Source organism: Nakamurella lactea DSM 19367 (genome assembly GCF_000426645.1).
In the GTDB taxonomy this organism is placed as follows: Bacteria; Actinomycetota; Actinomycetes; order Mycobacteriales; family Nakamurellaceae; genus Nakamurella; species Nakamurella lactea.
Map to the genome: position 1 here is coordinate 38,056 of NZ_AUFT01000007.1, position 25,716 is coordinate 63,771.

General features: G+C 70.1%; 23 protein-coding genes. 2 read left to right on the forward strand and 21 right to left on the reverse strand.

Going from position 1 to position 25,716, the window contains the following annotated elements:
• Positions 1–37 precede the first annotated feature (37 nt).
• The 12 genes from K340_RS0108105 to K340_RS0108160 form a co-directional block, all read right to left on the reverse strand.
• Positions 38–373, reverse strand: coding sequence for a TIGR04076 family protein (locus tag K340_RS0108105; RefSeq protein ID WP_029136350.1), 336 nt, complete (start codon positions 371–373; stop codon positions 38–40).
• On the reverse strand, positions 366–2,006 hold the full coding sequence (locus tag K340_RS0108110; RefSeq protein ID WP_029136351.1) for a DUF885 domain-containing protein: 1,641 nt from the start codon (positions 2,004–2,006) through the stop codon (positions 366–368). The genes K340_RS0108105 and K340_RS0108110 overlap by 8 nt, the downstream gene beginning before the upstream one ends.
• Positions 2,003–3,046, reverse strand: a complete 1,044-nt coding sequence (locus K340_RS0108115) for an LLM class flavin-dependent oxidoreductase (RefSeq protein ID WP_029136352.1) — start codon at positions 3,044–3,046, stop codon at positions 2,003–2,005. Before K340_RS0108115 ends, K340_RS0108110 begins: the two co-directional genes overlap by 4 nt.
• Positions 3,043–3,579, reverse strand: a complete 537-nt coding sequence (locus tag K340_RS0108120) for a helix-turn-helix domain-containing protein (protein ID WP_029136353.1) — start codon at positions 3,577–3,579, stop codon at positions 3,043–3,045. Before K340_RS0108120 ends, K340_RS0108115 begins: the two co-directional genes overlap by 4 nt.
• A gap of 18 nt (positions 3,580–3,597) precedes the next feature.
• Positions 3,598–3,996 carry a hypothetical protein gene (locus K340_RS0108125; protein ID WP_029136354.1) on the reverse strand — a complete coding sequence of 133 codons (399 nt, stop codon included), beginning with the start codon at positions 3,994–3,996 and terminating at the stop codon, positions 3,598–3,600.
• Positions 3,993–5,021, reverse strand: a complete 1,029-nt coding sequence (locus K340_RS28345) for an ABC transporter ATP-binding protein (RefSeq protein ID WP_084614178.1) — start codon at positions 5,019–5,021, stop codon at positions 3,993–3,995. The genes K340_RS0108125 and K340_RS28345 overlap by 4 nt, the downstream gene beginning before the upstream one ends.
• Entirely contained in the window at positions 5,018–6,016 is a 999-nt protein-coding gene (locus tag K340_RS0108135) for an ABC transporter ATP-binding protein (protein WP_029136355.1), read from the reverse strand. The genes K340_RS28345 and K340_RS0108135 overlap by 4 nt, the downstream gene beginning before the upstream one ends.
• Complete coding sequence (locus tag K340_RS28350) at positions 6,013–6,939, reverse strand: ABC transporter permease (protein WP_084614179.1); 927 nt, start codon at positions 6,937–6,939, stop codon at positions 6,013–6,015. Before K340_RS28350 ends, K340_RS0108135 begins: the two co-directional genes overlap by 4 nt.
• Positions 6,936–8,054 carry an ABC transporter permease gene (locus K340_RS0108145; protein ID WP_211229328.1) on the reverse strand — a complete coding sequence of 373 codons (1,119 nt, stop codon included), beginning with the start codon at positions 8,052–8,054 and terminating at the stop codon, positions 6,936–6,938. The genes K340_RS28350 and K340_RS0108145 overlap by 4 nt, the downstream gene beginning before the upstream one ends.
• The gene (locus tag K340_RS28355; RefSeq protein ID WP_051265468.1) at positions 8,051–9,682 is read right to left on the reverse strand and encodes an ABC transporter substrate-binding protein; all 1,632 of its coding nucleotides are present in this window, start codon (positions 9,680–9,682) and stop codon (positions 8,051–8,053) included. The genes K340_RS0108145 and K340_RS28355 overlap by 4 nt, the downstream gene beginning before the upstream one ends.
• 86 nt (positions 9,683–9,768) lie before the next feature.
• Positions 9,769–11,409, reverse strand: coding sequence for a DUF885 domain-containing protein (locus K340_RS0108155; protein WP_029136357.1), 1,641 nt, complete (start codon positions 11,407–11,409; stop codon positions 9,769–9,771).
• Entirely contained in the window at positions 11,409–12,179 is a 771-nt protein-coding gene (locus tag K340_RS0108160; protein WP_161632075.1) for a maleylpyruvate isomerase N-terminal domain-containing protein, read from the reverse strand. The genes K340_RS0108155 and K340_RS0108160 overlap by 1 nt, the downstream gene beginning before the upstream one ends.
• Positions 12,180–12,259: 80 nt before the next feature.
• On the opposite strand from K340_RS0108160, the gene K340_RS0108165 reads away from it, so the two are divergent.
• Both K340_RS0108165 and K340_RS28360 read left to right on the forward strand, forming a co-directional pair.
• Positions 12,260–13,495, forward strand: coding sequence for an amidohydrolase family protein (locus tag K340_RS0108165; RefSeq protein WP_029136359.1), 1,236 nt, complete (start codon positions 12,260–12,262; stop codon positions 13,493–13,495).
• Positions 13,492–14,643 carry an alpha/beta hydrolase gene (locus K340_RS28360; protein ID WP_051265470.1) on the forward strand — a complete coding sequence of 384 codons (1,152 nt, stop codon included), beginning with the start codon at positions 13,492–13,494 and terminating at the stop codon, positions 14,641–14,643. Before K340_RS0108165 ends, K340_RS28360 begins: the two co-directional genes overlap by 4 nt.
• A gap of 41 nt (positions 14,644–14,684) precedes the next feature.
• On the opposite strand, the gene K340_RS0108175 is transcribed toward K340_RS28360, so the two are convergent.
• The 9 genes from K340_RS0108175 to K340_RS0108220 form a co-directional block, all read right to left on the reverse strand.
• On the reverse strand, positions 14,685–15,413 hold the full coding sequence (locus K340_RS0108175; protein WP_029136360.1) for a DUF1028 domain-containing protein: 729 nt from the start codon (positions 15,411–15,413) through the stop codon (positions 14,685–14,687).
• A gap of 486 nt (positions 15,414–15,899) precedes the next feature.
• Positions 15,900–17,096, reverse strand: coding sequence for a winged helix DNA-binding domain-containing protein (locus tag K340_RS0108185; protein WP_029136361.1), 1,197 nt, complete (start codon positions 17,094–17,096; stop codon positions 15,900–15,902).
• Between the two features lie 66 nt (positions 17,097–17,162).
• On the reverse strand, positions 17,163–19,262 hold the full coding sequence (locus K340_RS0108190) for an MDR family MFS transporter (protein WP_051265685.1): 2,100 nt from the start codon (positions 19,260–19,262) through the stop codon (positions 17,163–17,165).
• Between the two features lie 82 nt (positions 19,263–19,344).
• Positions 19,345–20,436 (reverse strand): VWA domain-containing protein, encoded by a 1,092-nt coding sequence (locus tag K340_RS0108195; protein WP_029136363.1) that lies wholly within the window; start codon positions 20,434–20,436, stop codon positions 19,345–19,347.
• A complete protein-coding gene (locus K340_RS0108200; protein ID WP_029136364.1) occupies positions 20,436–21,392 on the reverse strand; it encodes a VWA domain-containing protein in 957 nt (318 codons plus the stop codon). Before K340_RS0108200 ends, K340_RS0108195 begins: the two co-directional genes overlap by 1 nt.
• A complete protein-coding gene (locus K340_RS0108205) occupies positions 21,389–22,273 on the reverse strand; it encodes a DUF58 domain-containing protein (RefSeq protein ID WP_029136365.1) in 885 nt (294 codons plus the stop codon). The genes K340_RS0108200 and K340_RS0108205 overlap by 4 nt, the downstream gene beginning before the upstream one ends.
• Before the next feature lie 20 nt (positions 22,274–22,293).
• Complete coding sequence (locus tag K340_RS0108210; RefSeq protein ID WP_029136366.1) at positions 22,294–23,298, reverse strand: AAA family ATPase; 1,005 nt, start codon at positions 23,296–23,298, stop codon at positions 22,294–22,296.
• A 61-nt stretch (positions 23,299–23,359) separates the two neighbouring features.
• On the reverse strand, positions 23,360–24,418 hold the full coding sequence (locus K340_RS28365; RefSeq protein WP_084614181.1) for a S1C family serine protease: 1,059 nt from the start codon (positions 24,416–24,418) through the stop codon (positions 23,360–23,362).
• A gap of 70 nt (positions 24,419–24,488) precedes the next feature.
• A complete protein-coding gene (locus K340_RS0108220) occupies positions 24,489–25,697 on the reverse strand; it encodes a cysteine desulfurase-like protein (RefSeq protein WP_029136367.1) in 1,209 nt (402 codons plus the stop codon).
• Positions 25,698–25,716 lie beyond the last annotated feature (19 nt).

A 25,716-nucleotide genomic window follows, 5' to 3' on the forward strand; every position in this document is an offset into this window, starting at 1 on the left:
GATCCGGAGGTGGCCAGCAGGGTCGGCGCCAGGAACGTCAAGTGAGGTCCGAGGAGTTCATCCGGCGCTTGCCGATCCGCTCGATGCGCATCACCACGCGCTCCTCCGGGTCCGGACAGCAGACCAGCGAATCCCTTTCCAGCCAATCGCTCTCGGGGAGTTGCCGCTGTTTGGCGGGCAGCAGCGGCAGCACCGATTGCAACGCGAAGATGCAGAAGTGCTTGCCGTCCGGCAGGCGCAGTTCGGCGCTGTTCACCAGCTCGAACCAGTCGCCGACGGCCAGGCCACACACCGAGCGGCCTTCGATCCGCTCCACCGTCACCCGCAGATCGAAGAGCTCCATGTCGCCATCGCTCGGTGTGCCGTCAGCCACGGGAGTCTCCGATCAGCGCCTGTCGCAGCGGTCCGAGGCCCAGCGGTCCGAGCCGCAGGGCATCCATGTGGAACGCCCGCAGATCGAAACCTGGTCGGCTCTCGGCAGTCTCGCGCACCTGGCGCCACAGTCGGGCGCCGACCCGGAAGGCCAACGCCTGCGCCGGCCAGCCGAAGTAGCGGTCGACCTCGAACCGGGCCGAGGCCTCGTCGCACCCGGACGCCGCCCGCAGCACGGCCACACCGAGCTCGGGGGTCCACTCGGTCGCCTCGGTGAAACCGTTGCCCGCCGGGATCGGCAGTCCCAGATGCAGCCCCATGTCGATGACGATCCTGGCCGCCCGCCAGCGCTGGCCGTACAGCATGCCCAACCGCTCGCCAGGGGTCCGCAGTAGTCCGAGCTCGTCGCACAGTCGCTCGGCGTAGTGCGCCCAGCCCTCGACGTATCCGTGCACGTGGGCCATCGACCGCTGCCACGGATGCAGATCGGGTTCGGCCATTGCCACCGCGATCTGCAGGTGGTGCCCCGGCGCCCCTTCGTGGTGAACGGTTGTCACCTCGCGCCAGGCGAACGACGGTTCGCCGCCGGCCCGCGGCGCCCACCAGATCCGGCCCGGTCGGGTGAAGGCGGCGTCCGGCTGGGCGTAGTACATGACGCCGGACGCGGCGGCCGACAGGCGGCACTCGGCGCGGCGGGCGGCCGGCGGAAGATCGAAGTGGGTGCCGTCGATCGCATCGGTCACCTCGTCGACCCTGCCCTGCAGCCAGCCGAGCAGCTGGTCGGGGTCGGCCAGCTGCTGATCCGGATCAGCGTCCAGCGCCGCCGCGGCCTCCTCGATCGAGGAGAACCGTAGATCCTTTGCTACCGCTGTCATCTCGTCCGTCAGCCGAGCTAGCTCATGCCAGCCGAACTCGTAGGTGTCGGCCAGGTCGACCACGTCGCCGAGGAACGCCCTGGCCGTCACCGAGTACCGCTGCTGGCCCACCGCGTCGTGCTGCGGCGCGGCCGGCAACAGCTCGGTGCGCAAGAAGTCGACGAACCGGCCGGTGGCGTCGGTGGCGGCGCTCGCCCCGCCGGCCAGTCCGGGCACGTCGGGGGCATCCGCGATCAGCCGGCGGTAGAAGTCGTCGCCGGTCGGTGAAACCCATTGCGCGCACTGGGCGGCGGCGCCGGACACCTGGCGGGCCGCAACACGGTGGCCGGCGGCCGCGGCCGATCGCAGGGTCTCGGTGTAGTCGGCGAGTGCCTGCGGCACCTGCCCGAGACAGGATGCCACCCGCTCCCACTGCTGCCGGTTCTCGTGCGGCAGATTGTCGAAGACCTCGCGCACCTGGTGCACCGGCGTTGCCAGCGGCGCCAGCAGTGATCGGGTGAAACCCGTTTCGTCGAGGGCGATGTCGCTGCTGAGCCGCTCGGTGAGCGCGGCCGCCAGGACCGCATCGGCCGGCGCTGGGGGGCCGGCCGCGGCGAGCGAGCGCAGCGCTCGTTGCTGGGCCGCCCTCCGGGTGTCGAAGGCGGCCGGCGACAGCGCCGGCATCGGCCCGGCCGAGTCGTCGCCCAGCGCCTGCGCCGCGGTCGGATCGACGCCGGCGAGCTCGCGCAGCAGCGTGTCGGCAATGGTTCTGACGCTCATCCGGATTCCTGGTCTCCCGTCGTTCCGCGCAGTGCCGGCAGTACCTGCTTGCCGATCAACTCAACGCCGTACTCGTCGGTGCGGCCATGCGGGGTGCCGAACTCCACCCGGGTGGCGCCGGCGGCGAACAGTTGGGCCGCGTGCTCGGCGACGGTCGCCGGGTCGCCGGCGAAGCTGAAGCGGTCCATCACTGCGTCCGGGATGAGTCGCCCGGCGGCCTCGGCGTCGCCCCTGGAAAGGGCTTGCCGCAGTGGGCCGAGCACCGACTCGGGCACGGTGACCGTGACGTCCAACCGGGCCACCACATCCAGGTACATGGCCACTTCGGTGCGGGCCCGGCGGCGCGCGGCGGCGCCGTCCTCGTCCACCACGGTGACGGCGCCGGCGACGATCCCGACCGATGATCGCGGGCGTCCGGCGGCATCGCAGGCGGCGTCGAGCACCGACCTGACGTGCGCGACCATCTCCGGGTTGGCGCAGCCGCCGAGTTTGACCTCGTCGGCACACCGGCCGGCCAGCGCCAACCCGCGCGGACCCCAGGTGCCGAGCAGGATGTCCACCCGATCGCGTTCCCGCGGGTAGAGCAGCCGGGTGCCCTCGGTCAGCGAGAAGATCTCGCCCTGGTAGGCACTGTCGTCGCCGCGCAGCAGCCGCTGCACCACCTCGACCGCCTCGGTCAACCGGAGCAGCGGGCGGTCGGCAACGACACCGACCCGCTCCAGCCAGGCGCCGCGGACCAGGCCGACGTAGGCCCGGCCCCCCGAAGCCAGATCCAGCGCTGCCGCCTGGCCGGCGATCTCGATCGGGTGCAGCAGGAAGGGATTCAGACATGCCGGGCCCAGTCGGAGCCGGCTGGTGGCGCGGGCGATTTCCAGCAGCGGGAACAGCGCCGGCTGGAAGCCGAGATCGTGGAACACCGAAATCCCGTCGAACCCGAGCGCCTCGGCCAGCACGCCCAGCCGCACGTAGTCGGCCGCCTTCTTGTCGGTCTGCAGGCCGAGGGTGACGTTGCGCACCGGCTCGGCCGGAAGGCTACTCACGGCACCGGCGGGGTGACGGCCAGCAGGTACACCGCCGGTTCGAGGCTTTCATTGCAGAAGCGGTGCAGCAGCCGGGAATCGAACGTCAGCGCCTCGCCGGAGTGCAGCAGGTGGCGGTCGTCCCCGATCTCCACCACCACCTCACCCTCCAGGACCACGATGCACTCCGTCGACTCGTGTCCGCGGCGCTCCGACGAGCTGACGTCACCGGGTCGCATCCGGGCCTGCAACACTTCCAGGTCGCCGCGGCCCGGCGTCAGCCGCTCGTAGCTGATCTCGCCGAGCGGTGCGGTGAGCTGCATCCGTTCGCCGGGGCGGGACAGATGCACCATCGGCGCGTTCGGTTCGCTGAACAGCGTGGAGACCTCGGCATGGAAGACGGAGGCCAGCTTCCGCAGCGTCGACAGGCTGGGATCGGTGACGCCGTTCTCCAACTGGCTCAACAGCGCGGGCGACAACTCGGCCTCGGTGGCCAGTTCGCGGAGAGTCAGTTGATGACGCAGCCGCAGTTCGCGCAATCTTTCGCCCAACATGTGCGTGATCCCTCCCCGTCAGAGCGCTTCGGCATGGTGGTGGACGATCCGCCAGGTCTCCGCGCGGTCCCAGACATCCGTCACCCGGAACGCACTTTCCTCGCCCGTGCCGGTCGCCCGCAACACATACCGCGCCACCGCGGCGGTGTCGCCCCAGCGGTCGATGAGTAGATCCTCGACCGAGAGCACCGGAACCGCGTTGGACGACCCGCCGGGTTCCGGCTCGACCGCCCGGCGCCTTCGACGAAGCTCGGTCAACTCGGGCAGCCCGATCCGGTCCCCTGGCTGATCGGTCTCCCAGATGGTGATCGCCGGATGCAGGTGCAGGTCGAACCGTGCCGGTTCCGGGTAGGCGGCATACATGGCGCGGACGGCGTCGGCGATCTCGCCATCGCTCTCGCGCACTCGCTCGGTCATTCGGATGCCTCCATCGCTATCTCCCCTGTGACACTCGATTCGGTGACACTCCTCTTGGCGACACTCAATTCGGTGACACCATTTTCCGCAGCAATCTCCTCCACCCGATGGCAGGAGACCAGGCCCCCGGGAACCTCTCGTAGCTGCGGTTCGGTCAGACAGATGGCGCGGGCGTGGGCGCAACGGGGCCGGAACCTGCAGCCGGACGGTACCTGAGCGGGGTCGGGAACCTCGCCGCGCAGCACGTTCGGCAGGTTCGGGTGCGCGGAGATCTGCGGGATCGCCTCGACCAGCGCCCGGGTGTACGGGTGCCGCGGAGCGGCCATCAGCGCGCGGGTGGGCGCCTGTTCGACGATCTTGCCGAGGTACATCACGGCGGTGCGATCGGCGATCTCGTGCACCAGCGCCAGATCGTGCGAGATGAACAGCAGCCCGACGTCCAGCTCGCGGACCAGCGACAGCAGCAGCGACACCACCTGCGCCTGCGCGGAGGCGTCGAGGGCCGTCACCGGTTCGTCCGCGATGATGATCTCCGGTTCGGTGGCGAGCGCCCTGGCGATCGCCAGCCGCTGTCGCTGGCCGCCGGAGAACTGGTGCGGATAGTGCCGGCGGGCGTCATCGGACATGCCCACCCGTTCGAGCAGCTGCACCAACCGTTCGGTCCGCGCGCTGCCGGTCAGGTCGGCCGGAATGCCGTCCAGCAGTTGCGATTCGATGGTCCGGCGCGGGTTCAGCGAGCCGCCCGGATCCTGGAAGATCATCTGCAGCCGGGTCAGTGCGGCCGGCCGCCGGCGCCAGCCGACCGGGGCAACCGGGGTGTCGCCGATCAGGATCCGGCCCGCGGTGGGCGCCGTCAGCCCGGCCGCCACCCTGGCCAGCGACGACTTGCCGCAACCGGACTCGCCGACCAGGCCCACCACCTCGCCGGCAGCCACCTGCAGGTCGACCCCGGCCACCGCCCGCACCGAGCCGCGCCCGCGTGCCCGGTAGCTGACCTCGACCTGTTCGATCGTCAGCGCGGTCATCTGTTCACCACCGGCTCACCGGTCAGGTCCGGCGCCACCACGCAGGCGAGCGTTCGGCCGGACGTGGTCGGCACCTGCGGCGGCGGCCCGGAGCGGCAGCTGTCCTCGGCGAAGGTGCAGCGCGGCTCGAACGGGCAGCCGGGGAGCAGTTGGTCCGGCAGCACCGGCGCACCGGGAATCGCCCGAAGCGTGCGCTGCGCCGACAGGCCGTGCGGCCGGGCACCGAGCAATGCTGCCGTGTAGGGGTGGGCGGGTGCGGTCAGCAGGTCGGCGGTGCCGCCGCTTTCCATCACCCGCCCCGCGTAGAAGATGTACGCGCGCCGGGTCAGCGCCGACAGCACGCCGAGATCGTGGGTGATGAACAGCACCGCCAGCCCGCTCTCCCGCCGCTGCTCCTCCAGCAGCGCCAGGATGCCGGCCTGCACGGTCACGTCCAGCGCGGTGGTCGGTTCGTCGGCGATCAACAGCCGGGGCCGGCAGGCCAGCGCGATGGCGATCGCCACCCGCTGTCGCATGCCGCCGGAGAACTGGTGCGGATAGGCCCGCAGGGCGCGATCCGGATGCGGGATGCGCATCTGGTCGAGCAACTCGGTGGCTCGGGTCCGGGCCGCTGCCCGGCCCAGACCCAGCCCCGCCCGGATGTGCTCGGTGAGCTGACGGCCGATGGTGAGCATCGGGTGCAGGGCGGCGGTCGAGTCCTGGAAGACCATCGAGATCCCCGAGCCCCTGACGCCCTGCCAGCCCCGCCGGTCCAGGGACAGCAGGTCCTGGCCGTCGAACCGGATCGACCCTCCGACCACGGCTCCCGGTGGCAGCAGGTTCAACAGCGTGAGTGCTGTCAGGCTCTTGCCCGATCCGCTTTCCCCTGCGATGCCGACGATCTCGCCGGCGTCCACCCGCAGATCGAGTTGTTTGATCACCGGCACCGGCCCGGCCGGTCCCGGCAGCGACACCGAAAGCCCGTCGATCGTCAGCAGCGGTTCGCCGGTACTCATCCGCGCCTCCGGCTGCGCGGGTCCAGCCAGTCCCGGACCGCGTCGCCGAGCAGGTTGAACGCCAGCACCGCGGTGAGGATGGCGATGCCGGGAATGATGCTCACCCACCACTTCGACAGGTCGGTGGCGCCGGCCGCGATCATCGCGCCCCACTCCGGCGCCGGCGGCCGGGGCCCGAGGCCCAGGAACGACAGCGACGCCAGCATCAGCACCGCATTGCCCAATTCCAGGCTGGCCAGCACCACCGATGGGCCGACGCTGTTCGGCAGTACGTCACGACGCAACGCCTGCCAGGGGCCGACGCCGAGCAGCCGGGAGGCGTGCAGGAAATCGGAGCCGCGGATCGACAGCACAGCGCTGCGCACCACCCTGGCATAGGTCGGCCAGGACACCAGGACGAGGGCCAGCACCGCATTGCGGGCGCTCGGCCCGAAGGCGGCCGACACCACCATCGCCAGGATGATCGGTGGGAAGGCGAACACCAGGTCGGTCAGCCGCATCAGCGACTCGTCGACCCACCGGCCGATGTAGCCGGCCAGCAGTCCGAGCGTGCCGCCGATCGCCAGAGCGAGCGCGACGATGGCCACGGCGAGCGGCAGCGACAGCCGCGAGCCGTAGACGATCCGGCTCAGGATGTCCCGACCGAGCTGGTCGGTGCCGAACCAGTGCGCCGCCGACGGCGCCGAATAGTAGGGCCCGGACTGCGCCAGCGGGTCGTACGGCGCGATCAGCGGCGCCGCGATCGCGACGATCAACCAACCGACGAGGATGACGATCGCCACCGCCGTCAGCGCCCTGGCCGGCGGCCGCGCCGGCCGTTCCGGACGGGGCCGGCCCGGGCGGATACCGAACCAGCGACGGGCCGGCAGGATCACCTCACCGGCAACGGGTTTCGTCGGCCGCTGGCTCGCGAGCTCGTTCATGACACCCTGATCCGTGGGTCGATGATGCCGTACAGCACGTCGATCAACAGGTTGACCAGGATGTAGACCAGTGCGACGAACAGGCCGACACCCATGATCGCCGGCAGGTCGAGGTTGAGCGCGGCCAGGTAGGCGTACTGCCCGATCCCCGGCCAGCTGTAGATCTGCTCGATCAGCACCGTCCCGGACAGCAGCGAGGCGAACGCCAGGCCGCCGACGGTCACCACCTGCACCAGACCGGCCCGCAGCACGTGCCGGCGCAGCACAGTGAACCGCGGAAGTCCCTTGGCGTAGGCGGCTTTCACGTAGTCCTGGTCGAGGACCTCGAGCATCGCCGACCGGACGAACCTGATCAGGATCGACACCGTGAGGCTGGTGAGCACCAGTACCGGTAGCGCCAGGTGCCACAGGGCGTCCCAGAAGACCAGCGGGCGACCGGTGAGCAATGCGTCAACGGTGTACATCCCGGTGATGTCCTGTGGCGGACGGAATTTGGTGCTGAGCCGGCCACCGTTCGGTGCGATGCCCAGCACGTAGAAGAAGATGTACAGCGCCACGATGGCCAGCCAGAACGACGGAGTGGACAGGCCGATCAGGGCACCGGCCCTGATGGTGTGGTCGGCCGCCCGATCCTTGCGGACGGCGGCCCACATGCCCAGCCCGATGCTGATCAGCAGGGACAGCACCATCGCCGGGATGGCGAGCTCGATGGTCGCCGGCACGTACTTGGCCAGATCGGACAGGATCGAGTTCCCGGTGCTCTGCGAGGTGCCGAGGTCGCCGTGCAGCAGGTTGTTCAGGTAGGTCAGGTACTGCACCGGTAGCGGCTTGTCCAGGCCCCACTTCGCCTTGTAGGCGGCAACGATCTCCGGGTCCTGCTGGGCCGCCTCGGTCAGGTTCGTGGTCGACGGGTCGCCCGGAACCGCCTGCACCAGCAGGAAGGTCAACACGGTGACGCCGAACAGCAGCCCGATCGTGGTGAGCAGCTTCTTGACGATGAACCGCAGTAGGGACCTCGAACGCCCGGATCGGGCGGCCGGGCGGTCGCCATCCGGATCGATCAGGGTACCCGGATCGTCCGGCAGACTCGCTGCGGGCGTGGCGGTCTCACTCAATTCGTGCCGATGTCCGCGACGTCGACGGTCCAGCCGGCGGCCGAGAAGACGGCGTCCTTCAAGTTGGGACCGGCCACCACGGTCGTCGAGTTGTAGACCAGGGTGATGTACGGCGAGTTGTTGATCATCAGTCGCTGCCAGTCGTGCAGCGCTTCCACCTGGTCGGCGGAATCCCTTGCGCTGAGCACCTTCTCGGCGGCGGCGACGGTCTCCTTGTCCGCCCGCTCGGCGGTCCAGCCCGCGGCCTCGGCGGTGTGCCCGCCCGGCATCAGGTCGGCCACGATGGAGGCGGCGACCGGGTAGTCCAGCAGCTGCGGGCTGAAACTGAACGGCACCTTTCCACCCTTGCGCTGGTCCAGGAAGGAGGCGATCGGCGCCGGGTCCAACTCGATCTTGATCCCGGCCTTCTCTGCGTCGCTCTGGACCTTCGCCGCAATGGTGCCCAGGTCCACCCCGCCGAAGGTGATGGCCGGGTACAGCAGCTTGACCGACTGGTCGCCGACGCCGGACTTGGCCAGCAGTTCTTTCGCCTTGGGCAGATCCTGCTTCTGGGCCTCGGACTCGGGCAGTGATCCGGCGTAGGCGGTCGGCACGATACCGGCGGCGGGCTTACCCGCCGGACCGAACAACGCGGCCACTCCCTGGTAATCGATCGCCGCCTGCAGCGCCGCCACCCAGTCGGCGTTGGAGGTCACCTTGCTGACGGCCGGGTCGTTCTGCAGTCGGAGTTGGTAGTAGCTGTCGGCGCTGCCGGACTGCTGCAGTTCCTTCGGCAGTCCGGTCAGCGCATCGCCCGCCAGGTCCAGCGCCAGCTCGTTCTGTGGCAGCTTGGACATCGTCAGCTTCTGGTTCTGCACGTCCATGTTCTGGAAGACCACCCGGCCGAACTTCGGGGCCGTGCCCCAGTACTTCGGGTTGGCCTTCAGCACGATCCGGGACGCCGCATCGAACGACTCGATGAGGTAGGGGCCGCTGCCGGCGGCGTTGGTATTGAGGTAGTTGGTGAGCTTGTCGGTGGACGAGGCGTCGGCAGCGTCGGTGCCGCCGTTCTCCTTGGCCAGCTTGGAGTTCAGGATCCCGGCGTAGGGCTCGGCGAGAATCGTTGGCACGTTGGGGTTCAGGGTGCTGCTGGTGACCACGACGGTGTGCGGGTCGGGTGCATCGACGCTGAGGTCCTTGACGATGGGTGAGGCGCTGCCCTTGAGGTTCTTCAACCTGTTCAGGCTGAACACCACGTCTGCGGAGGTCACCGGGGTGCCGTCGGCGAAGACCGCATCCGGGTTCAGCTCGAAGGTGAACTTCTTGCCGTCGTCGGCAGCGGTGTACGACTTCGCCAGACTCGGGACGGGCTTGCTGATGTCCGCGCCGTCGAAGGTGACCAGCGTGTCGTACAGCGCGTGCACCAGCACATTGCCGGTCGGTTCGTAGACCTGGCCGGGGTCGAGCGTCTTCACCACCAACGAGGCATCGACGGTGAGCGTCGCCGCCGCGCTGCCGTCCGCGGTGGCGGCGGTGCCGGCGGCGGCGGCGTTGTCCTCGGCGTTGCTGCCGCAGCCGGCCAGGGCGAGCGTGGCTGCCGCCAGCAGCGCAAGAGTGGTGTGCGTTCCTCGTCGAGCCGAACCGGGCATGCCGTTTCCTCCATAGCGAGATCGCTGCGCTGTAAAGCGTGACCAAACGAGCTTTGGTGACACTAAACACTGCCCGGCGGGTCGCGTCAATGCCCCGAATCCGGCAGGTCGAGGTCCGGGGGCAGCAACGCCAGCGGCGGCGACCCGAACGACAGCAGTCGATCGTGGAACTCGCGCAAGGTGAATCGGGAACCGGCCCGTCGCCGGTACTGCTCGCGGATCCGGTGCAGCAGGTCCCGGCCCAGCACGTACGACGACGGGTAGGTGGGATTGTCGTGCCGGGCGTACCGCTGCACCTCGCCGGCGGCCATGTGCCGGTCCATGCCCGCCTGCTGCTGCATCAGCTCGGTCGCGGAATCGATGGTCAGCGCCGAGGTGTGCAGGCCGACGTCGATCACTACTCGCAGCGCGCGCCACAGGCTGTTCCGGCGTTTGAACAGCCGCACCCGCTCGTCGGCCATGAACCCGGTCTCCTCCAACAGGTCTTCGACGTACAGGCCCCAGCCCTCGACGAACTGCGGAGTGCTGAAATAACGTCCGATCGAGTCCCGGGCGGTGCCGAGCTTGTGGTGCACGTACTGCACGTGGTGGCCGGGGTAGGTCTCGTGCCCGGCAATCGAGGTGGCGAAGACGAAACAGTTGTCGCGCATGTGTTCCCGGCGCTGCTGCGGGCTGGCCGCCGGGTCGGCCGGGGTGATCAGGAACCCGCTGCGGAGCCCGGGAGCATACGGCGGGCTCGGCGACATCACCCCCAGCGGCAGGCCGGCCCGTTGGTACTCGGGGACCCAGTCCATCTCGCAGACGGCCCCGTCCGGCAACCCCACCAGATCGTGTTCGCGGGTGTGCTGCTGCGCGTTGCCCATCGCGGTCTCGTAGGTCCGCAGGAAGTCGGACGGCTCCGGGTGATGGTCCTTGATCCGGTCGAGTTGTTGCTGCCAACCGGATTCCGGGTCGAGGCTGGCGGCGAACGAGACGAGCTCGCGACGATCGCGCTCGACCAGGTCGCGGCCGTGCTCGGCCAGGCCGGCGGCGTCCAGGTCGAGATGGTGGTAGGTCGCCAACAGGAAATCGAAGTGTTCGGTGCCGGCCGCCCAGGTGCCGTTGGCGCGACCGGCCAGCTCTTCGACGAAGCCGGTGTAGCCGCCGGCCGCCGCTGCGGCCGCCTCGGCACTGCGCCGGATGTCCGCGCCCAGGGCGGCCGGCAGCTCGGCCGCGTAGCCGGGCACCGCGCCGGTGAGAAACCGTTGCAGGCCAATGGATGCGGTGACGCCCATCTCGGCCCAAAGCTGGGGCGTGTCCGTCGTGAGGTTGCGCTGCGCCTGCCGCAGGTAGCCGGGCAGCGCCCGTAGTCTGCCGAGCAGTGCCTCGGCGGCCGATCCGTCCGGCGTCATCAGGACCGACAGCGCCTGACCGAGACGCTCGGCGTACCAGTAGGGCGCGCGCCGCCAGACCTGTTCGGTCTCGGCGCGTCGCACCGCCGTCCGTAGCTCCGTCAGCAGCAGAGCGTGCTCGAGGCACTCGCGGCTCCCGGTCGCCGGTTCCGCCCGTGCCGGTGCCTCCGCCTGCGCGAGGAACTCGCGACGCCGGGCGTCCTGGTCGGCGATGGCCTCGGGTTCGATGTCGCCGAGCCGATCGCTGCCGCGGTCGTCGCCCTGTTCGGAAGCCAGGATCGGATCGGCGTCGAACAGGAACTCGACATACGGATGCAGGTCCGTCGCCGATGCCATCAGTACCCGGCCAGGATCGTCTGCACGCGGGCCAGCCGCTGCGGGGACAGGTTGCTGCGCACCCGGCGCGAGTCGGCGGGGCGCCGGCCCCAGAGCAGCAGCAGCCGCGCCGCCGGGTCGCTCTCCACCACATCCGCGCAGTCAGCGGGTGTCTCCAGCGACAGGGCGCCGACGCCGTCGCGCACCGCCAGCAGCAGGTCCGGCGCGCCCGCGCAGCGCAGCCGCACCGTCAGCGGTTCGCCGGGTTCCGGGTCCCGCTCGAGACCGACCCGCAGCAGCGAATCACTGAGAAGTCGCACCGAGTGGCTCAACAGCGCCGGACGACCGAGCAGTTCGACGCCGATCTCGTCGTCACCCGTCAGATCCCACCGGTGGATCGCGAACTCCTGGCGCAGGTGCGTGTCCAACTCGACGATCGGGAGCCCCCAGCCGACGGCCGGCACGGTCAGGTCCGGGTCGATGGTCAGCGCGGCCCGGAAGGCCGTCGTCATCCGCGCCTCGGCCGCCTCGAGGCGACGGCGCAGTGCGCCGTCGTCCATCGCGCGGTACGGGGGTTCCCGTACCTGCCAGGCACCGAACTCCGGAACCGGGCGGCCCTGCAGATGGGCTTCCACCTGATCCGCGAGTGCGTCGGCGCCGGAGGCCAGGTGGGCGATCAGTTCGTGGGCGGTCCAGCCGCGGCAGGCGGTGACCGCATCGGGTGGAACCGAGGCGAGGGTCTGCAGGAATGCGTCGGCCTCTCGCACGGGGGCGGGCTCGGATGACGACACCCCGGCAATATAGCCACGATGAACTTAGTTCGTCTATGGTAAACACGCGTTGCTGGGATCCCGACCGCAGAAGGGCGAGCATGCACGCCGACCAACAGATAGTGCTGCATCACTGCTCCGTTGTCGACGGGGTGCACGACAAGCCGCGGGCCGGCGAAGCGGTGCTGATCCAGGGCGACCGGATCAGTGCGATCGGGCCGGAGGGCGAGCTGCTGGCCGCTGCTGCGCCCGAGGCCAAGCGGCTGGATCTGGGCGGGGCGTTCGTGATGCCCGGCCTGCTGAACATGCATACCCACTTCTCGTTGTCGCTGCCGGGACCGGGCGGCGGTGCGGTCAGCGCGCTCTCCCCGCACGCACTGGCGCTCTACATGGCGGACGGGGCGCGGCGCACCCTGAACTCCGGGGTGACGACGGTGCGGTGCGTCGCCGAGAAGGACCATGCCGAATTTGCCATCCGGGCCGCCATCGATGCCGGAACCGCCGTCGGTCCAAGGATTTTCAGCGCCGGGCGCGCCCTGGTCTGCACCGGCGGCCACGGGTACGAGGGCACCGACACCCTCGAGTGTGATGGCGCCGACGACTTCCGGCGCGGAGCCAGGGCGCAGATCAGCGCCGGCGCGGACCTGATCAAGGTGATGATCTCCGGTGGCATCGCCGGTGAGCACGAGGCGATCGACACCCCGCAGCTGACCGTCGACGAGATGGCCGCCGTGATCGAGACGGCCCATGCCTGGGGTCGACGGGTGACCGCGCATGCCGGACCGGCGCCGATCATCGAGCAGGCAGTCCGTCTCGGTCTGGACTGCGTCGAACACGGCTACCAGCTCACCGAGCCGGTGGCCGCGCTGATGGCCGAGCGCGGCACCAGCCTGGTGCCCACCCTGATCGTCACCCGATGCGGCGATTTCTTCGACACCCTCGGTGTTCCGCAGTGGATGCAACGGCGGTCGCTGGACGCCGGGCCGCGGCATGTCGAGAGCTACCAGCTGGCGCTGGCGGCCGGGGTCGAGATGCTGCTCGGCAGCGACATGCCGCCCTACCAGGAGACCGGCGGGACCACGGCAACCGTGCGGGAACTCGAGCACATGGCCGCCTTCGGGCTGACGCCCCCCGCCGCCCTCCGGGCGGCCACCATCGGGCCGGCCCGATGGCTCGGTGCTGACGCCGATATCGGCACCGTCGAACCGGGCAAGTATGCGGACCTGATCGCGATGGACGGCGACCCGACCCAGGACGTGTCGGCGCTGCGTTCGCTGCGCTGGGTGATGAAGGGCGGCGACGTGGTCCGCGACGACAGCATCGGATTGCACGCGTGAGCGGCCCGTCGCCGGTAGCGGTCCGCCTCGTGGTGCAGCGGCAACCGGTCGACGAGGAGCTGTTCACCGAGCTCATCGAGCAGGAGTGCGTCGAGCTGGGCAGTTCGGCGCAGCTGTGCTGGATCGATGACCTGGCAACGGCTCTCGATGGGCTGGACGCGGCGGCGGACTCCGACCGACCGGTAGTGCTGGTCCCCGCGCCGGACGCGCCCGACCTGGTCGACCTCCGGCTCGGCGGCTCGAAGATCGTCCGGGTGGATCTGCACCTGCGGGACACCGATCCGAGTCCTGGCCTGCACCGGCACATCCAGGGTCGCGGCATCGAGGGGGTGCTCTGGGCGCTCCGCACTCTCCACCACGGCAGCCGGTGGCCGGAGCGGTTGTCCGCCTACGGGAATGATCCAGCGCAGTACGGCGCGCTGCGCCTGGCGGCACCGGGCGGTAGCGGCGAGCGGCAGCCGGTCGTCGCCCTGTTGCACGGTGGTTTCTGGCGGGCCCGCTGGCAACTGGACCTGATGGACGCTCTGGCCGTCGACCTCGCCGAGCGCGGCATCGCCAGCTGGAACGTCGAATACCGATCGCCGGATCGGCACGGCTGGGACGCCACCGTCGCCGACGTCCGGGCCGGCGTCGCCCACCTGAACCGGCTGGCCGCCGAGCTGCCGATCGATCCTGGCAGGCTGGCGTTGGTCGGGCACTCGGCGGGCGGGCAGCTGGCGGTGCAACTGGCCGCCGACCTGAACGACGAAGCGCGCTCGGCGGCACTCGATGCGCCCGTGCCCGTGCGTCCGAGGTTGGTGGTGCAGCTGGCCGGTCTGGTCGACCTGGTCGAGACACACCGGCGCGACCTGGGCAACGGTGCGGTGCCGACCGCTCTCGGCGGTACGCCGCAGGACCTACCCGCGGCCTACGCAGCGGCCTCGCCGCTGTCGCGGGCGCCGATCGGGGTTCGTCAGCTGGTGGTGGTCGGTAGGGATGACGGTGCCGACCTGCGGGAGATGAGTCGGCGCTACGTCCGCGCCGGACGGTCCGCCGGCGACCAGGTGGAATTGCTGGAGGACAAGGGTAATCACTTCACCGTGATCGATCCGGCCAGTCCGATCTGGAAGCAGACCGCCGACACGATCGCGGTGGCCCTGGCCAACTGAGCTGCTGACGGCTGGGCCCGGCCGGACCTGGCCGGCGGTGCTCAGACCGGGAAGGTCCGCGCCGCCGGGTCTGCGAGGCGCCGCTGTAGTTCTGCCTCGATCACCGCTTCGTCGTAGACACCGGCGGGATCGTCGTGGGTCGCCATGTACTTGCGGGCGGCGGCGAAGTCGAGCAGCCAGAGTTGATAGATGCGGCGCAGTTCGGCCAGCGGCGTCGGGTGCTCGTCGACTCGGAGGGACAGGTCGGGGTAGGCCTCGGCGCCGTGGATGAGGATCCCGGCGGACTGCTGACCACGCTGGTCGCCACCGGCCTGCTGCCCCGCCTCCATCGCCGCCAGTAGGCGTTCCGCGAACGGCAGGTCGGCGGCGGATTCGTAGCGTGCCAACGTTTCCCGCACGACCGCTGGTCCGGCCAGCAGGTTGCCGGCAACGCTCACCCCGACCCCGGTGCGGTGTCCCGACCAGTCGTGGCACGCCGACCCGGTGGCGGCACCGACGGTGCCGTTGCGGTCCACCGCATGTACCTGACGATGATCGCGCCCCGCGTCAGCGGCGAGCAGTTGCGCGATGGCGTCCGACGCGGCGGCGCCGCCGCCGAGCAGCTGCAGGCCGTTGGGACCGTAGGTTGGATTGATCATCGCCTGGGTGCAGACGGCGCCGGTCCCTGGCGTCACATTCAGACATAGGCCGGCGGCGGCGACGAACCTGGTGGCGACGGCGGCGCCGAACGACCCGGTCTCCGGATCGCGGGCGACGATGGACCATGTCATCGCCGGATCCTATCCGCGGGCAACCTGTTGCGCGGTAGATAGCCAGGGGTCCCGGATTAACCTCATCGAGATGACTGTCGCCGCCAGAGCGTTCGCCGCCCTGAACACGTTTAACCGCAACCATCCCTGATCGCACAACGATGCTTACCCCGTAAGGGCGAAGGGCCGGTACAGAACGCGCTCGACCCCCGAGTAGGCCTCATGCCACACGTCCCGTTCATCGTCGGGTGTGCCTCCGCGGCCAAGGAACACTGTGCCAGCCACGAAGCCCATTCAGCCTGGCCAGCGCCGTGAGAGCAATATGTATCCCGGGCCGATCGTCAATCAAGACGTTTCCGCCGACTCCTCAGCTGCCGCGGCAGCCAGCTCAACCCTGATCGATGACTTCGCGAAGCTCACCTGCACGACCATCTGCGCCGGGTGCGCGAAGCGCTGGTCTGGAAATTGGATGGGCTGTCCGAGTGCGACCTCGCGCTCCCGCACCTTTCAGGGTGCGAAGGATCTGCCCAACGGTGACAGATAGATCGAGTTGACCCGCTCGCCGTCCAACCATTCGGTGAGCCGCGCCGCTCGGTCGTCCAGAGCGCGACGTGCCGCCGGGTCGAGCGGTTCGGCCGGCACCACGATCACGTCGCCGCTGTCCGGATGTTGGGTCCAGCCACCGACGATCCGGCCGTTCCACCAGGCGCTGGGGCCACCGTTGCCCGCGGAGTCGAACAGTTTGTCCCGGTGAGGTCCGAGATAGAACTCGCGGTGCTTCCAACCCATGGTGGTCGGGTCGAGGGCCGGCAGCAACGCTGCCCAGTCCGACACTTCGGGCTCCGGGTCGAGGTCGTCGGGCAGCACCCAGCCGACCCCGTCCGCCAACGCCACCTCGACGGCGTCGAGGTCGGTAAGAGCCCGGCGGACCGCGGTTTTGGTGGCGCCGAGCCACCAGACGATGTCGGCCTCGGTGCCCGGTCCGAAGCGCTCCAGCCAGCGCCGCACCAGCTCGGTGTATCCCAGGTCCGGCGTGACCGGTCCTGGCCCGGTGCTCGGGCTCGGCCCGTCCGGCAGCCAGTCGCCGGTCAGGGTCCAGCGAGGCCGCGACGCCTTCCAACCGCCGGCGTTGTCGCCGCGAACGATCCGGCCGGACGCCGCCAGGGCGGTCAGCACCCGCGGCGCGATCGGGAACTCGCCACCCCATTTGCTGTCCGTCCGGCCGGTCCGGAATCGCTTGTCCAGGGCGGGTATCGCCGCCCGTAGTTCGGTGGTGGTCAGCGGACCGCGTTCGGCGATCAGCTCGTGCACCGCCATGGTGGTCCTGGTCACCCAGCGCCGGCCGTCGCGGGCGATCCCGGACTTCTCCACGTCACGGGCCAGCCGCTCCCGTTCGGTGCTGGCGACCCGGGCGGACGCGCTGCCCCAGACCGCCGGCAGCAGGTCGCGGGGGAAGGCGAACACGGTGCGGCGCATGGCGAGTTGCTTGACGATCGACCGATCGGCGTACAGCGATCGGTCGACGTCCGCCCGACTGGCTCCGCTGCGCGCCCAGGCCGCCAGATGCACGCTCGACGGTTCGGTTGCATGCAGGCAGACCGTCGCCCTGGCGGCGGCCTCCACCGAGTCGACCCGGCAGTCGGTGGCCAGTGCCTGCCGTCGGGCCAGCCGGATCCTTCGTTGCTCGTCGCTGATCTGCCGCATCCGACCATTGTGCGGGTGGGCACGGACACTCCGACCGCGATCGATGACCCGAGAGCTCGACGGGCGCTATGCCGAGACCAGGGCCGTCAGGTCGCGCAGGGCGTCCTCCCGGACGATGCGCACCACGATGCGGTCGAGGGCGGCGTCGATCTGCGCGTCCTTCACCCCACCGACGTCACCGACGTCGCCGGCCCCACCGACGTCGCCGGCCCCACCGACGTCGCCGGCCTTGGCGGGCAACCAATCCGCCAACTGCTCCCGTACCCAGGTCCGGACCGCCTGAATGATCAGGTCCACTTCGGCCCTACCGGTATCGGTGAGCCGGAGCACCTCACCGTCGCGACGCAGATAGCCTGCCGCCACGATGTCCCGGTAGAAGGAATCCAGCACGCCGGCAGGGATGCCGACCCGCCGCTCGATGTCGACAACTCTTGGCGCACTGGTGATCTCTTCCCGCAGGTAGACGCCGAGGACTCCCCAGATCGTCGGGATGTCCATGGCGGTGCCGGACGCGGCGAGTACCGAGGCTGCGGCCGCCCGGCCATGACGCCGCAACACTTCGCCGACGATCTTCTCCAGCTGGGCCTCGGCGTCCGGGGGTTCCGGAACGGCGAAGCCCTCCCCGGTGGCGGCCGGCCGGATGCCGTCCCGCAAGGCGACCTGCGGCAGGAAGAGCGCCGCGACGAAAGCAAGCAGCGCAACGGGAATGGCCCACAGGAAGACGTTGTGCAGGGCGTCCGCGTAGGCCGCAACCACCGGCGCGGCAACCGTGTCCGGCAGGGCATTCAGCGCGATCGGGTTGGTGGCGACCTCCGGCGACATCCCGGAGGCGACGATCGCAGCCGGCAGCGAGTCGGCGATTCCGTTGGAATAGATGGTGCCGAGCACGGCGGCGCCGAACGCACCGCCGAGGGTGCGGAAGAAAGTGACGCCGGACGTTGCGGTGCCGAGATCGGCGTAGTCGGCGGTGTTCTGCACGATGATCGTCAGGATCTGCATCATCAGGCCGATGCCGGCGCCGAGGATGAACAGGTACAGCGTCTCGACGATGACGCTGGTGTCCTGGTTCAGCCGGGACAGCAGGAACAACCCGACGGCCATCACGGCTGATCCGACGATGGGGAACACTCGGTACTTCCCGGTCCGGCCGACGTACGCGCCACTGGCGATGGCGGTCAGCAGCAGCCCGATCACCATCGGCAGCATCCGCAATCCCGAGCTGGTTGCCGTGGCCCCGCCGACGAACTGCATGAAGGTGGGCAGGAAGGTGATTGAGCCCATCATCCCGAATCCGACGATGAAGCTCAGCAGCGAGGCCATGGTGAACACCCGGCCCCGGAACAATCGCATCGGCAGGATCGGTTCCTCCGCGCGGAGCTCGACCTGCACGAAGATCGCCAGCGCGATCAGCGACCCGGCGAACAGCCCGATGATGGTGGCCGATCCCCAGGCGTACTGCGTCCCGCCCCAGGAGGTGGCCAGGATCAGGCCGGTCGATCCCAGGGCGACGAACAGCACGCCGAGATAGTCGATCTTCGGCTTGCTGCCGGTCCGAATGCCCGGGATCGTCCGGGCGGCCATCAGAATGACGATGATCGCGATCGGCACGTTGACGTAGAACGCCCACCGCCAGGAAAGATGATCGGTGAACAGGCCGCCCAGCAGCGGCCCGAGGACCGTGGTGACGCCGAACACCGCGCCCAACGCGCCCTGGTACTTGCCCCGCTCCCGCAGCGGGATGACCTCGCCGATCAGCGCGGTCGCGGTGACCATCAGCCCGCCGGCGCCGATGCCCTGGATCGCCCGGAAGGCGATCATCATCGACATGTTCTGCGACAGCCCGCAGAACAGTGAGCCGACGATGAAGACCACAACACTGATCTGGAAGAGCATCTTCCGGCCGTACAGGTCGCCGAACTTGCCCGCCAGCACGGTGGAAATGGTCTCCGCCAGCATGTATGAGGTGACCACCCAGCTCATGTGGCCGGCGCCGCCGAGGTCGCCGACGATGGTCGGCAGGGCGGTCGAGACGATGGTCTGGTCCAGGGCGGACAGCAGCATGCCGAGCATGATCGTGGCGAAGATGATGTTCATCTGGGCACGCGACAGTGCCGGGGTCGTCTCCGGTCCGGCCGCCTCGGGCCGCACGGCCAGTTCGTGAGTCATCGGCATCTCCCGCACCCGTCTGGCGACGGGCCAACGGAGCGTAAGCCCGGGATCGTCGATCCGCGCGCCGAGCGGGCGGGGTTCAGCGGATCGACGGCTCGCGGCGCGGCACCCTGATCCGGTTCCACCACAACGACAGTCCGACCGCGAGTGCGATCAGCAGGCCGCCGGCGGCGGCGAACCAGGCCGCCAGGTCGGCCTTCTCGGTGATCAGGGTGACGTGGTTGGGCAGGTCGGCCAGCGCGGTCTGCAGCTGGTCGGCGTTCTCGGCCCGGTAGTACTGACCGCCGGTGGTTTCGGCGATCTGCTGCAGCGCGGGCTCGTCGATCACCAACGGGTTGCCGCGGCCGCCGCCGAATCCGCCGCCGGGACCGCCGAAACCCCCGCCCCCGCCTCCGTAACTGCCGCCGCTGGCCCAACCCTCGACCTGGGCGCCGGTACAGGCCATCCTGGTCGGGGTAGTGGTGCCGAATCCGATGGTGTAGACCCGCAGCCCCCGGGCGGCTGCCTGCTGCGCCGCCTGGGCCGGGTCGACGCCCTGGGTGTTGGCTCCGTCGGTGAGTACGACGATGACGTCAGCGGCGTCGGCCTGCGCGGTCGTGGTGAGATCGGCGCCGGTCGGCGCGACCGCCGGGTCGATGGCGGCGATACCGTCGATGGCAGTGAGGATCGCCGACCCGATGGCGGTGCCGCGGGCGGTGGTCAGTTGCTGGATCGCGGCGACCAACGCATCGGTGTCGGTGGTCGGTGGGACCTGCAGCCCGGCGACTCCGGCGAAGGCGACCAGGCCGATCTTCGGCCCACCGGCCTGGGACCTGACGAAGGCGATCGCCGCCTGCTCGGCGACGGTGATGCGGTTCGGGGCGACGTCGGTGGAGCACATCGAGCCCGAGACGTCCATCGCCAGCATGATCGTCGTCGAGTCGCTCGGCACCGGCACGGTCGCCTGTGGGCGAGCCGCCCCCACCCCGAGCACCAGCAGGCCGAGCATCAGCAGCAGTACCGGGATCCGCCTGGTCCACCGGGTTCGACCGGGCACCGCTGCCCGCACCAAGGCGATCGAGGTGACGGTGACGGCGGACCGGCGCCGGCGTCGCCGGGACCACCAGGCGATGCCCAGCACCAGCGGGATCAGCAGGAGCGACAACAGCGCCAGCGGCCAGCTGAAGGTCATCAGACCAACCTCCCCGTGCGCACGACCGTCAGTACCGCCCCGGCGCCGAGCAGCAGCAGGGCGAAGCCGATGAAGGCGCCGGCCAGCGGCACCTGCTGATCGGCGACCGTCAGCCGCAGGTCGATGCTCGAGGCGACCCCGTCGAGCTCGGCGGCGCTGGATGCCGGGTGATAACTGCCACCTGCCGTCCGGGCGATCATGGTCAGCTCCTGCTCGTCCAGCGCGGTGTGCAGTTGGTAGCCGTCCACCTGCACCGTGCCGCCCGCTGCGGTGCCGACGCCGACCGTGTCGATGTGCACCCCGGCGTTCTGGGCGGCGGTCGCGGCGAGCTCGGCGCTGCCCTGCTGGCCCTGGTCCTCACCGTCGGAGAACAGCACGATGGTCGCCGACCCCCAGTACCCGAGATCGGGCAGCGAGCCGTCCTTGTTCAGCGACACGGTCTTGCCGGTGATCGCCGTCAGCGAGCCGACGATCGCCGCGGCCAGTGACGTCCCACCCGAGATCCGCAGGTTCTGCACGGCAGCCACCGCGGCCGCCCGGTCCGGCCCGGGCAGCGACGTGCTCAGCGCACCCTGGTCGAACCCGACCACCCCGATGTCGACGGTGTCCGGCTGGGCATTGATGAACGCGGTCGCCGCCTGCTGGGCGGCGGCCAGCCGGCTGGGTGCGACGTCGGTGGCCGCCATGCTGTTCGACAGGTCCATCGCCACGATGACGGTTCCCGCCGACCTGCCGACCGGGAGCGAGGCCGCCGGGCCGGCCATCGCGACCGCCAGCACGGCGAGGCCGGCCAGGGTGAACCATCCACCGATGGCCCGGCGTCGACCGGTCGGGGCCGAGATTCCCGCGCCGGCCAGCGCTTCGCGCCGACGCCGGGTGAACAGCACGACGCCGACGATGAGCGCGACGACCAAGACAGCGCCGACGACGAGCAGCAACGGGCTGGTGAGCGTCATCTGTGTCGCCGGCCGGTCTCGGCGACAACCGACACCAGGGTGTCGACCAGGTCGCTGTCGGTGTCGACCCGATGGTGCGGCACCCCGGCACGGCGCATGCCGGCCAGCAGGCCGGCCTCCCGGACGTCGACCCCTTCGGAGAACCGCGAACGGAACCACGGATCGCTGGAGTCGACCAGTAGTTGCTCGCCGGTCTCGGCGTCCTCCACCACGATCATGCCGACCTCGGGGATGGCGTCGTCGGCGGCGTCCACCACCCGCAGCGCCACCACCTCGTTGCGGTGGGCCAGCCGCAGCAGCGGCCGCTCCCAGTCGCCGGTGCCGATGAAATCGGAGATCACCACCACCAGGCTGCGCCGCTTGGCCAGCGACGCCGCCGCCTCGAGCATCGCGGCGAGATCGGTGGTGCTGCCCCTGCGGTCGACCGGGGTGCGGTCGATCTCCCGGCTGATCCGCAGTGCCTGATTGCGACCGGTGCCGGGTCGCACGATGCGCACCGACCCGGTGTCGTAGAGCACGGCGCCGACCCGGTTGCCGTTGCGACTGAGCAGTCGGGCCAGGATCATCGCCAGCTCGGCGAGCACGTCGTGCTTGCCGCGGCCGGGGGCACCGATCGACATGGACGCCGAAGAATCCAGCACCAGCCAGGCGGTCAACTCGCGATCCTCGATGAACTCCCGCACCTGCAGTTCGCCCAGCCGCGCGGTGACGTTCCAGTCGATGTGCCGGGCGTCGTCACCGTCGACGTAGGCCCGCAGACCGGCGAAATCCAGGCCGGAGCCGCGGTGCAGGGTGCGGTACGCCCCCTGCAGCCGACCGTCCAGCCGCCGGATCACCCGCCACTCGAGGCGGAGCAGCAGCTTGTCGGGTGCGGAGGTCATGGGCTCGGCGCCGTTCCCGTTCAGCGATCCTGCAGGACGACTTCGGGGGTCGGCACGGCCCGCAGCACGCGGGTCAGGATGGCGTCCGGGTCCAGGTCGTCGGCCAGCGCCTCGTACGACAGCACCACGCGGTGCCGGAGCACGTCGAGGGCGAGTTCGTCCAGGTCGTGCGGCAACACGTAGTCGCGGCCGCGCAGGAAGGCCAGCGCGCGACCGCCGAGGACCAACGCGATCGACGCCCGCGGACTGGCTCCGTAGGTCAGGTAGCGGTCGAGCTCGCCGAGGCCGACCCGGCCGGGGGAGCGGGTGGCGGCGACCAGCCGGACGGCGTAGTCGGTGATCGCCGGGTCGACGTAGATCTGTTCGACCGAATGCTGCATGCGTACCAACATGTCCGGGGAGATCATCGCCTGGGCCGCCGCCGGCGGCTGCAGGGCACGTTCGACGATCGCGTGTTCCTCGGGGCCGGTGGGGTAGCCGACGACGACCTTCATCATGAAGCGGTCGACCTGCGCCTCCGGGAGCGGGTAGGTGCCGTCGGACTCGATCGGGTTCTGGGTCGCCATCACCAGGAACGGATCCGGCACCCGATGGGTCTGCCGGCCGATGGTGACCTGCCGTTCCTGCATCACCTCCAGCAACGCGCTCTGCACCTTTGCGGGCGCCCGGTTGATCTCGTCGGCCAGCAGCAGGTTGGTGAAGACCGGCCCGAGCGAGACCTGGAACTCGCCCGTCGGTTGGTGAAAGACCCTGGTGCCGACCAGGTCTGCCGGTACCAGGTCCGGAGTGAACTGGATCCGCTGGAACTCGCCGCCGATCGCGCCGGCCAGCGACTTGACGGCCAGGGTCTTGGCCAGCCCGGGCACGCCCTCGACCAGCAGATGGCCACCGGAGAGCAACGCAACGGCCATCCGCTCCAGCAGCACGTCCTGGCCGACGATGGTGCGCTTGACCTCGAACAGCACCGATTCCAAGGGAAATCCGGGGTTGAACGACGGCCCGGGTGTGGCCGGTGTTGACGTCATCTGCGTTCCTCTTCGGTCGGGGGTGATGGCCGGTTCGTTCGTGGCCGCGCTCACTGTGGGTTCACAGCACCGGCCCGCCGCCGGGGCCGTCGCCGGCGGCGACGAGGGCGCCGCCGATCGGTACGGCGAAGCCGATGCCGGACCAGGAGTCGTCGTTGCCGGGGTCGGCGATCGACACCACGACCCCGACCACCGCGCCCTGGTTGTTGAGCAACGGTCCACCCGAGCTGCCGGGGTTCACCGCCGCGTCGAACTGGATCAGCCCGGAGAGCCGGCCGGCGTCTGTCTTCGCGGTGCGGTCGAGGCCGGAGACGATGCCGCTGGTCGTGCTGTCGGCCAGGGCCAGCTGGTTGCCGATCGCCACGACGTCGGAGCCGACCGCGACGCCTCCGCCCAGGGTCGCCGGGACGACCACCTCGGGCAGCGTGGCCGGGACCAGCATGGCGATGTCGGCGGCCTTGTCGCCGGAGGCCACGGTGGCGGTCGACTTGGTGCCGTCGGCGAAGATCACCGCGATGTCGCCGCCGTCGGACACGACATGGTTGGCGGTCATGATGACGCCCTTGTCGGTGACGATGAATCCGGTGCCGAGGGAGCCCTTGGAGGTGGTGATCGCCACGACCGATGGCACCGCGAACCGGTAGATGTCGCCCGCCGCGAGGGTGGTCGGGCTGCTCGCCGTGCTCGCCGCGGTGCTCGTAGCCGCCGGACTCGCGGTGTCGGAATCGCTGGCGCCCAACCGGAATGCCAACAGGGCGATGACGACAATGGCCACCGCGGCAACGCCGGCCGCGGCCGCGGCCCACCGGGCTGAGTTGGCCGTGCGGGTGCGCGCCGCGGCTCGTCCGGCCGGCTGATCACCGGCGGCGGACTGCTCGGGCTGCAGGGTGGCGGTCTGCTCGGTGACGGGCTGCCGGGCGTCGGTCTGCTCTCTCGGGACCGTGGGTGGCTCCGCGCGGAATCCGCGGTGAGTGGCCGGCCTGCGCTGCGCTCCGCCGCCGGTGATCCGGCCCGGCGCACCCTGGCCCTCGGCGCCGGCGATCGGGCTCGGCGCGCTGAACCGCGGCCGCGCACCAGCACCGCTCGTCGGTGGTGTTCGTTCGCCGGACTCATCGTCCATGAAAGCAACGGTAGTCACGGTTCCTGAGAACGAGCCCAGAATCTTTCCGCCCCTGTGTCAGGGGGCAGAGCTATCGCCCGGACACGACCTCACCGAGGGTGGTGATGAGCCGATCGACGTCGGTGTCGTCGTTGTAGGGCGCCAGGCCGATCCGCAGTCCGGCGTCGACCCCGAGGTTCAGCGCGCGAAAGGGCTCGTAGGCGTAGAAACTGCCGGCGGGGGCGAGGATATCGCGACCGGCGAGCCGGCGGCTGACGTCGGCGGCGTCAGTGTCCCTGAACGTGCAGAACAGGGTCGGGGTGCGTTCCGGCGCGACCGAGTGAACGGTGATCCGGTCGCCGAGGGCGGCCAGTCCATCTTCGATGTCGCGGCGCAGCCGCTGTTCGTGTTCGTCGATGACGTGATTCGCGGCGGTCAGCTGTGCGCGGCGAGAACCTTCGGCGGTGGTGAGTCCGGCGAGGAAGTCGACGGCCGCGGCGGCGCCGGCCATCATTTCGTAGGGCAGGGTGCCGAACTCGAACCGTTCCGGGACCGCGTTGGTCGACGGCAGCAGCTTGTCCGGATCGAGTTCTTCCAGCAGTGCCGGGTCGGCGGCCAGGGTGGCGCAGTGCGGTCCGAAGAACTTGTACGGGGAGCAGACGAAGAAGTCCGCGCCCAGCGCCGTGATGTCGACCGTGCGGTGCGCCGTGTAGTGCACTCCGTCGACGTAGACCAGCGCCCCGACTTCGTGTGCCCGGGCGGCGATCCGGGCGACCGGTGGTGCGGTGCCGATCAGGTTGGACGCGGCAGTGACCGCGACCAGCCGGGTGCGCTCGTTGACGACCTCGTCGAGGTCGGTGAGATCCAGTTCGGCGGTCGCTGGATCGAGCCGGAGCCAGCGAACGGTCACCCCGGCGGCGGCGGCCGCCTGGACCCACGGCCGGACGTTGGCATCGTGGTCGAGTTGGCTGACGACCACCTCATCGCCGGGATTCCAGGTCTTGGCCAGGGTGCGGGAGAAGTCGTAGGTGATCTGGGTGGCACTGCGGCCGTAGACGATGCCGTTCGCGGTGGCACCGAGCAGGTCGGCCATGGCAGATCGGAAACCGTCGACGGCGTCGTCGGCGTTGCGCTCGCTGACCACCGACCTGCCGCGATTGGACAAGGGTCCGGTCAAACTGTGCGCGATCGCCTGTCCGACAACCGCCGGTGTCTGGGTCCCGCCGGGTCCGTCGAAATGGGCGATGCCGGACGTCAGCGAAGGGAAGTGCGCTCGGACTGCGGCGACGTCGAAGGTCATGGTTCATCTTCGCTGCCGA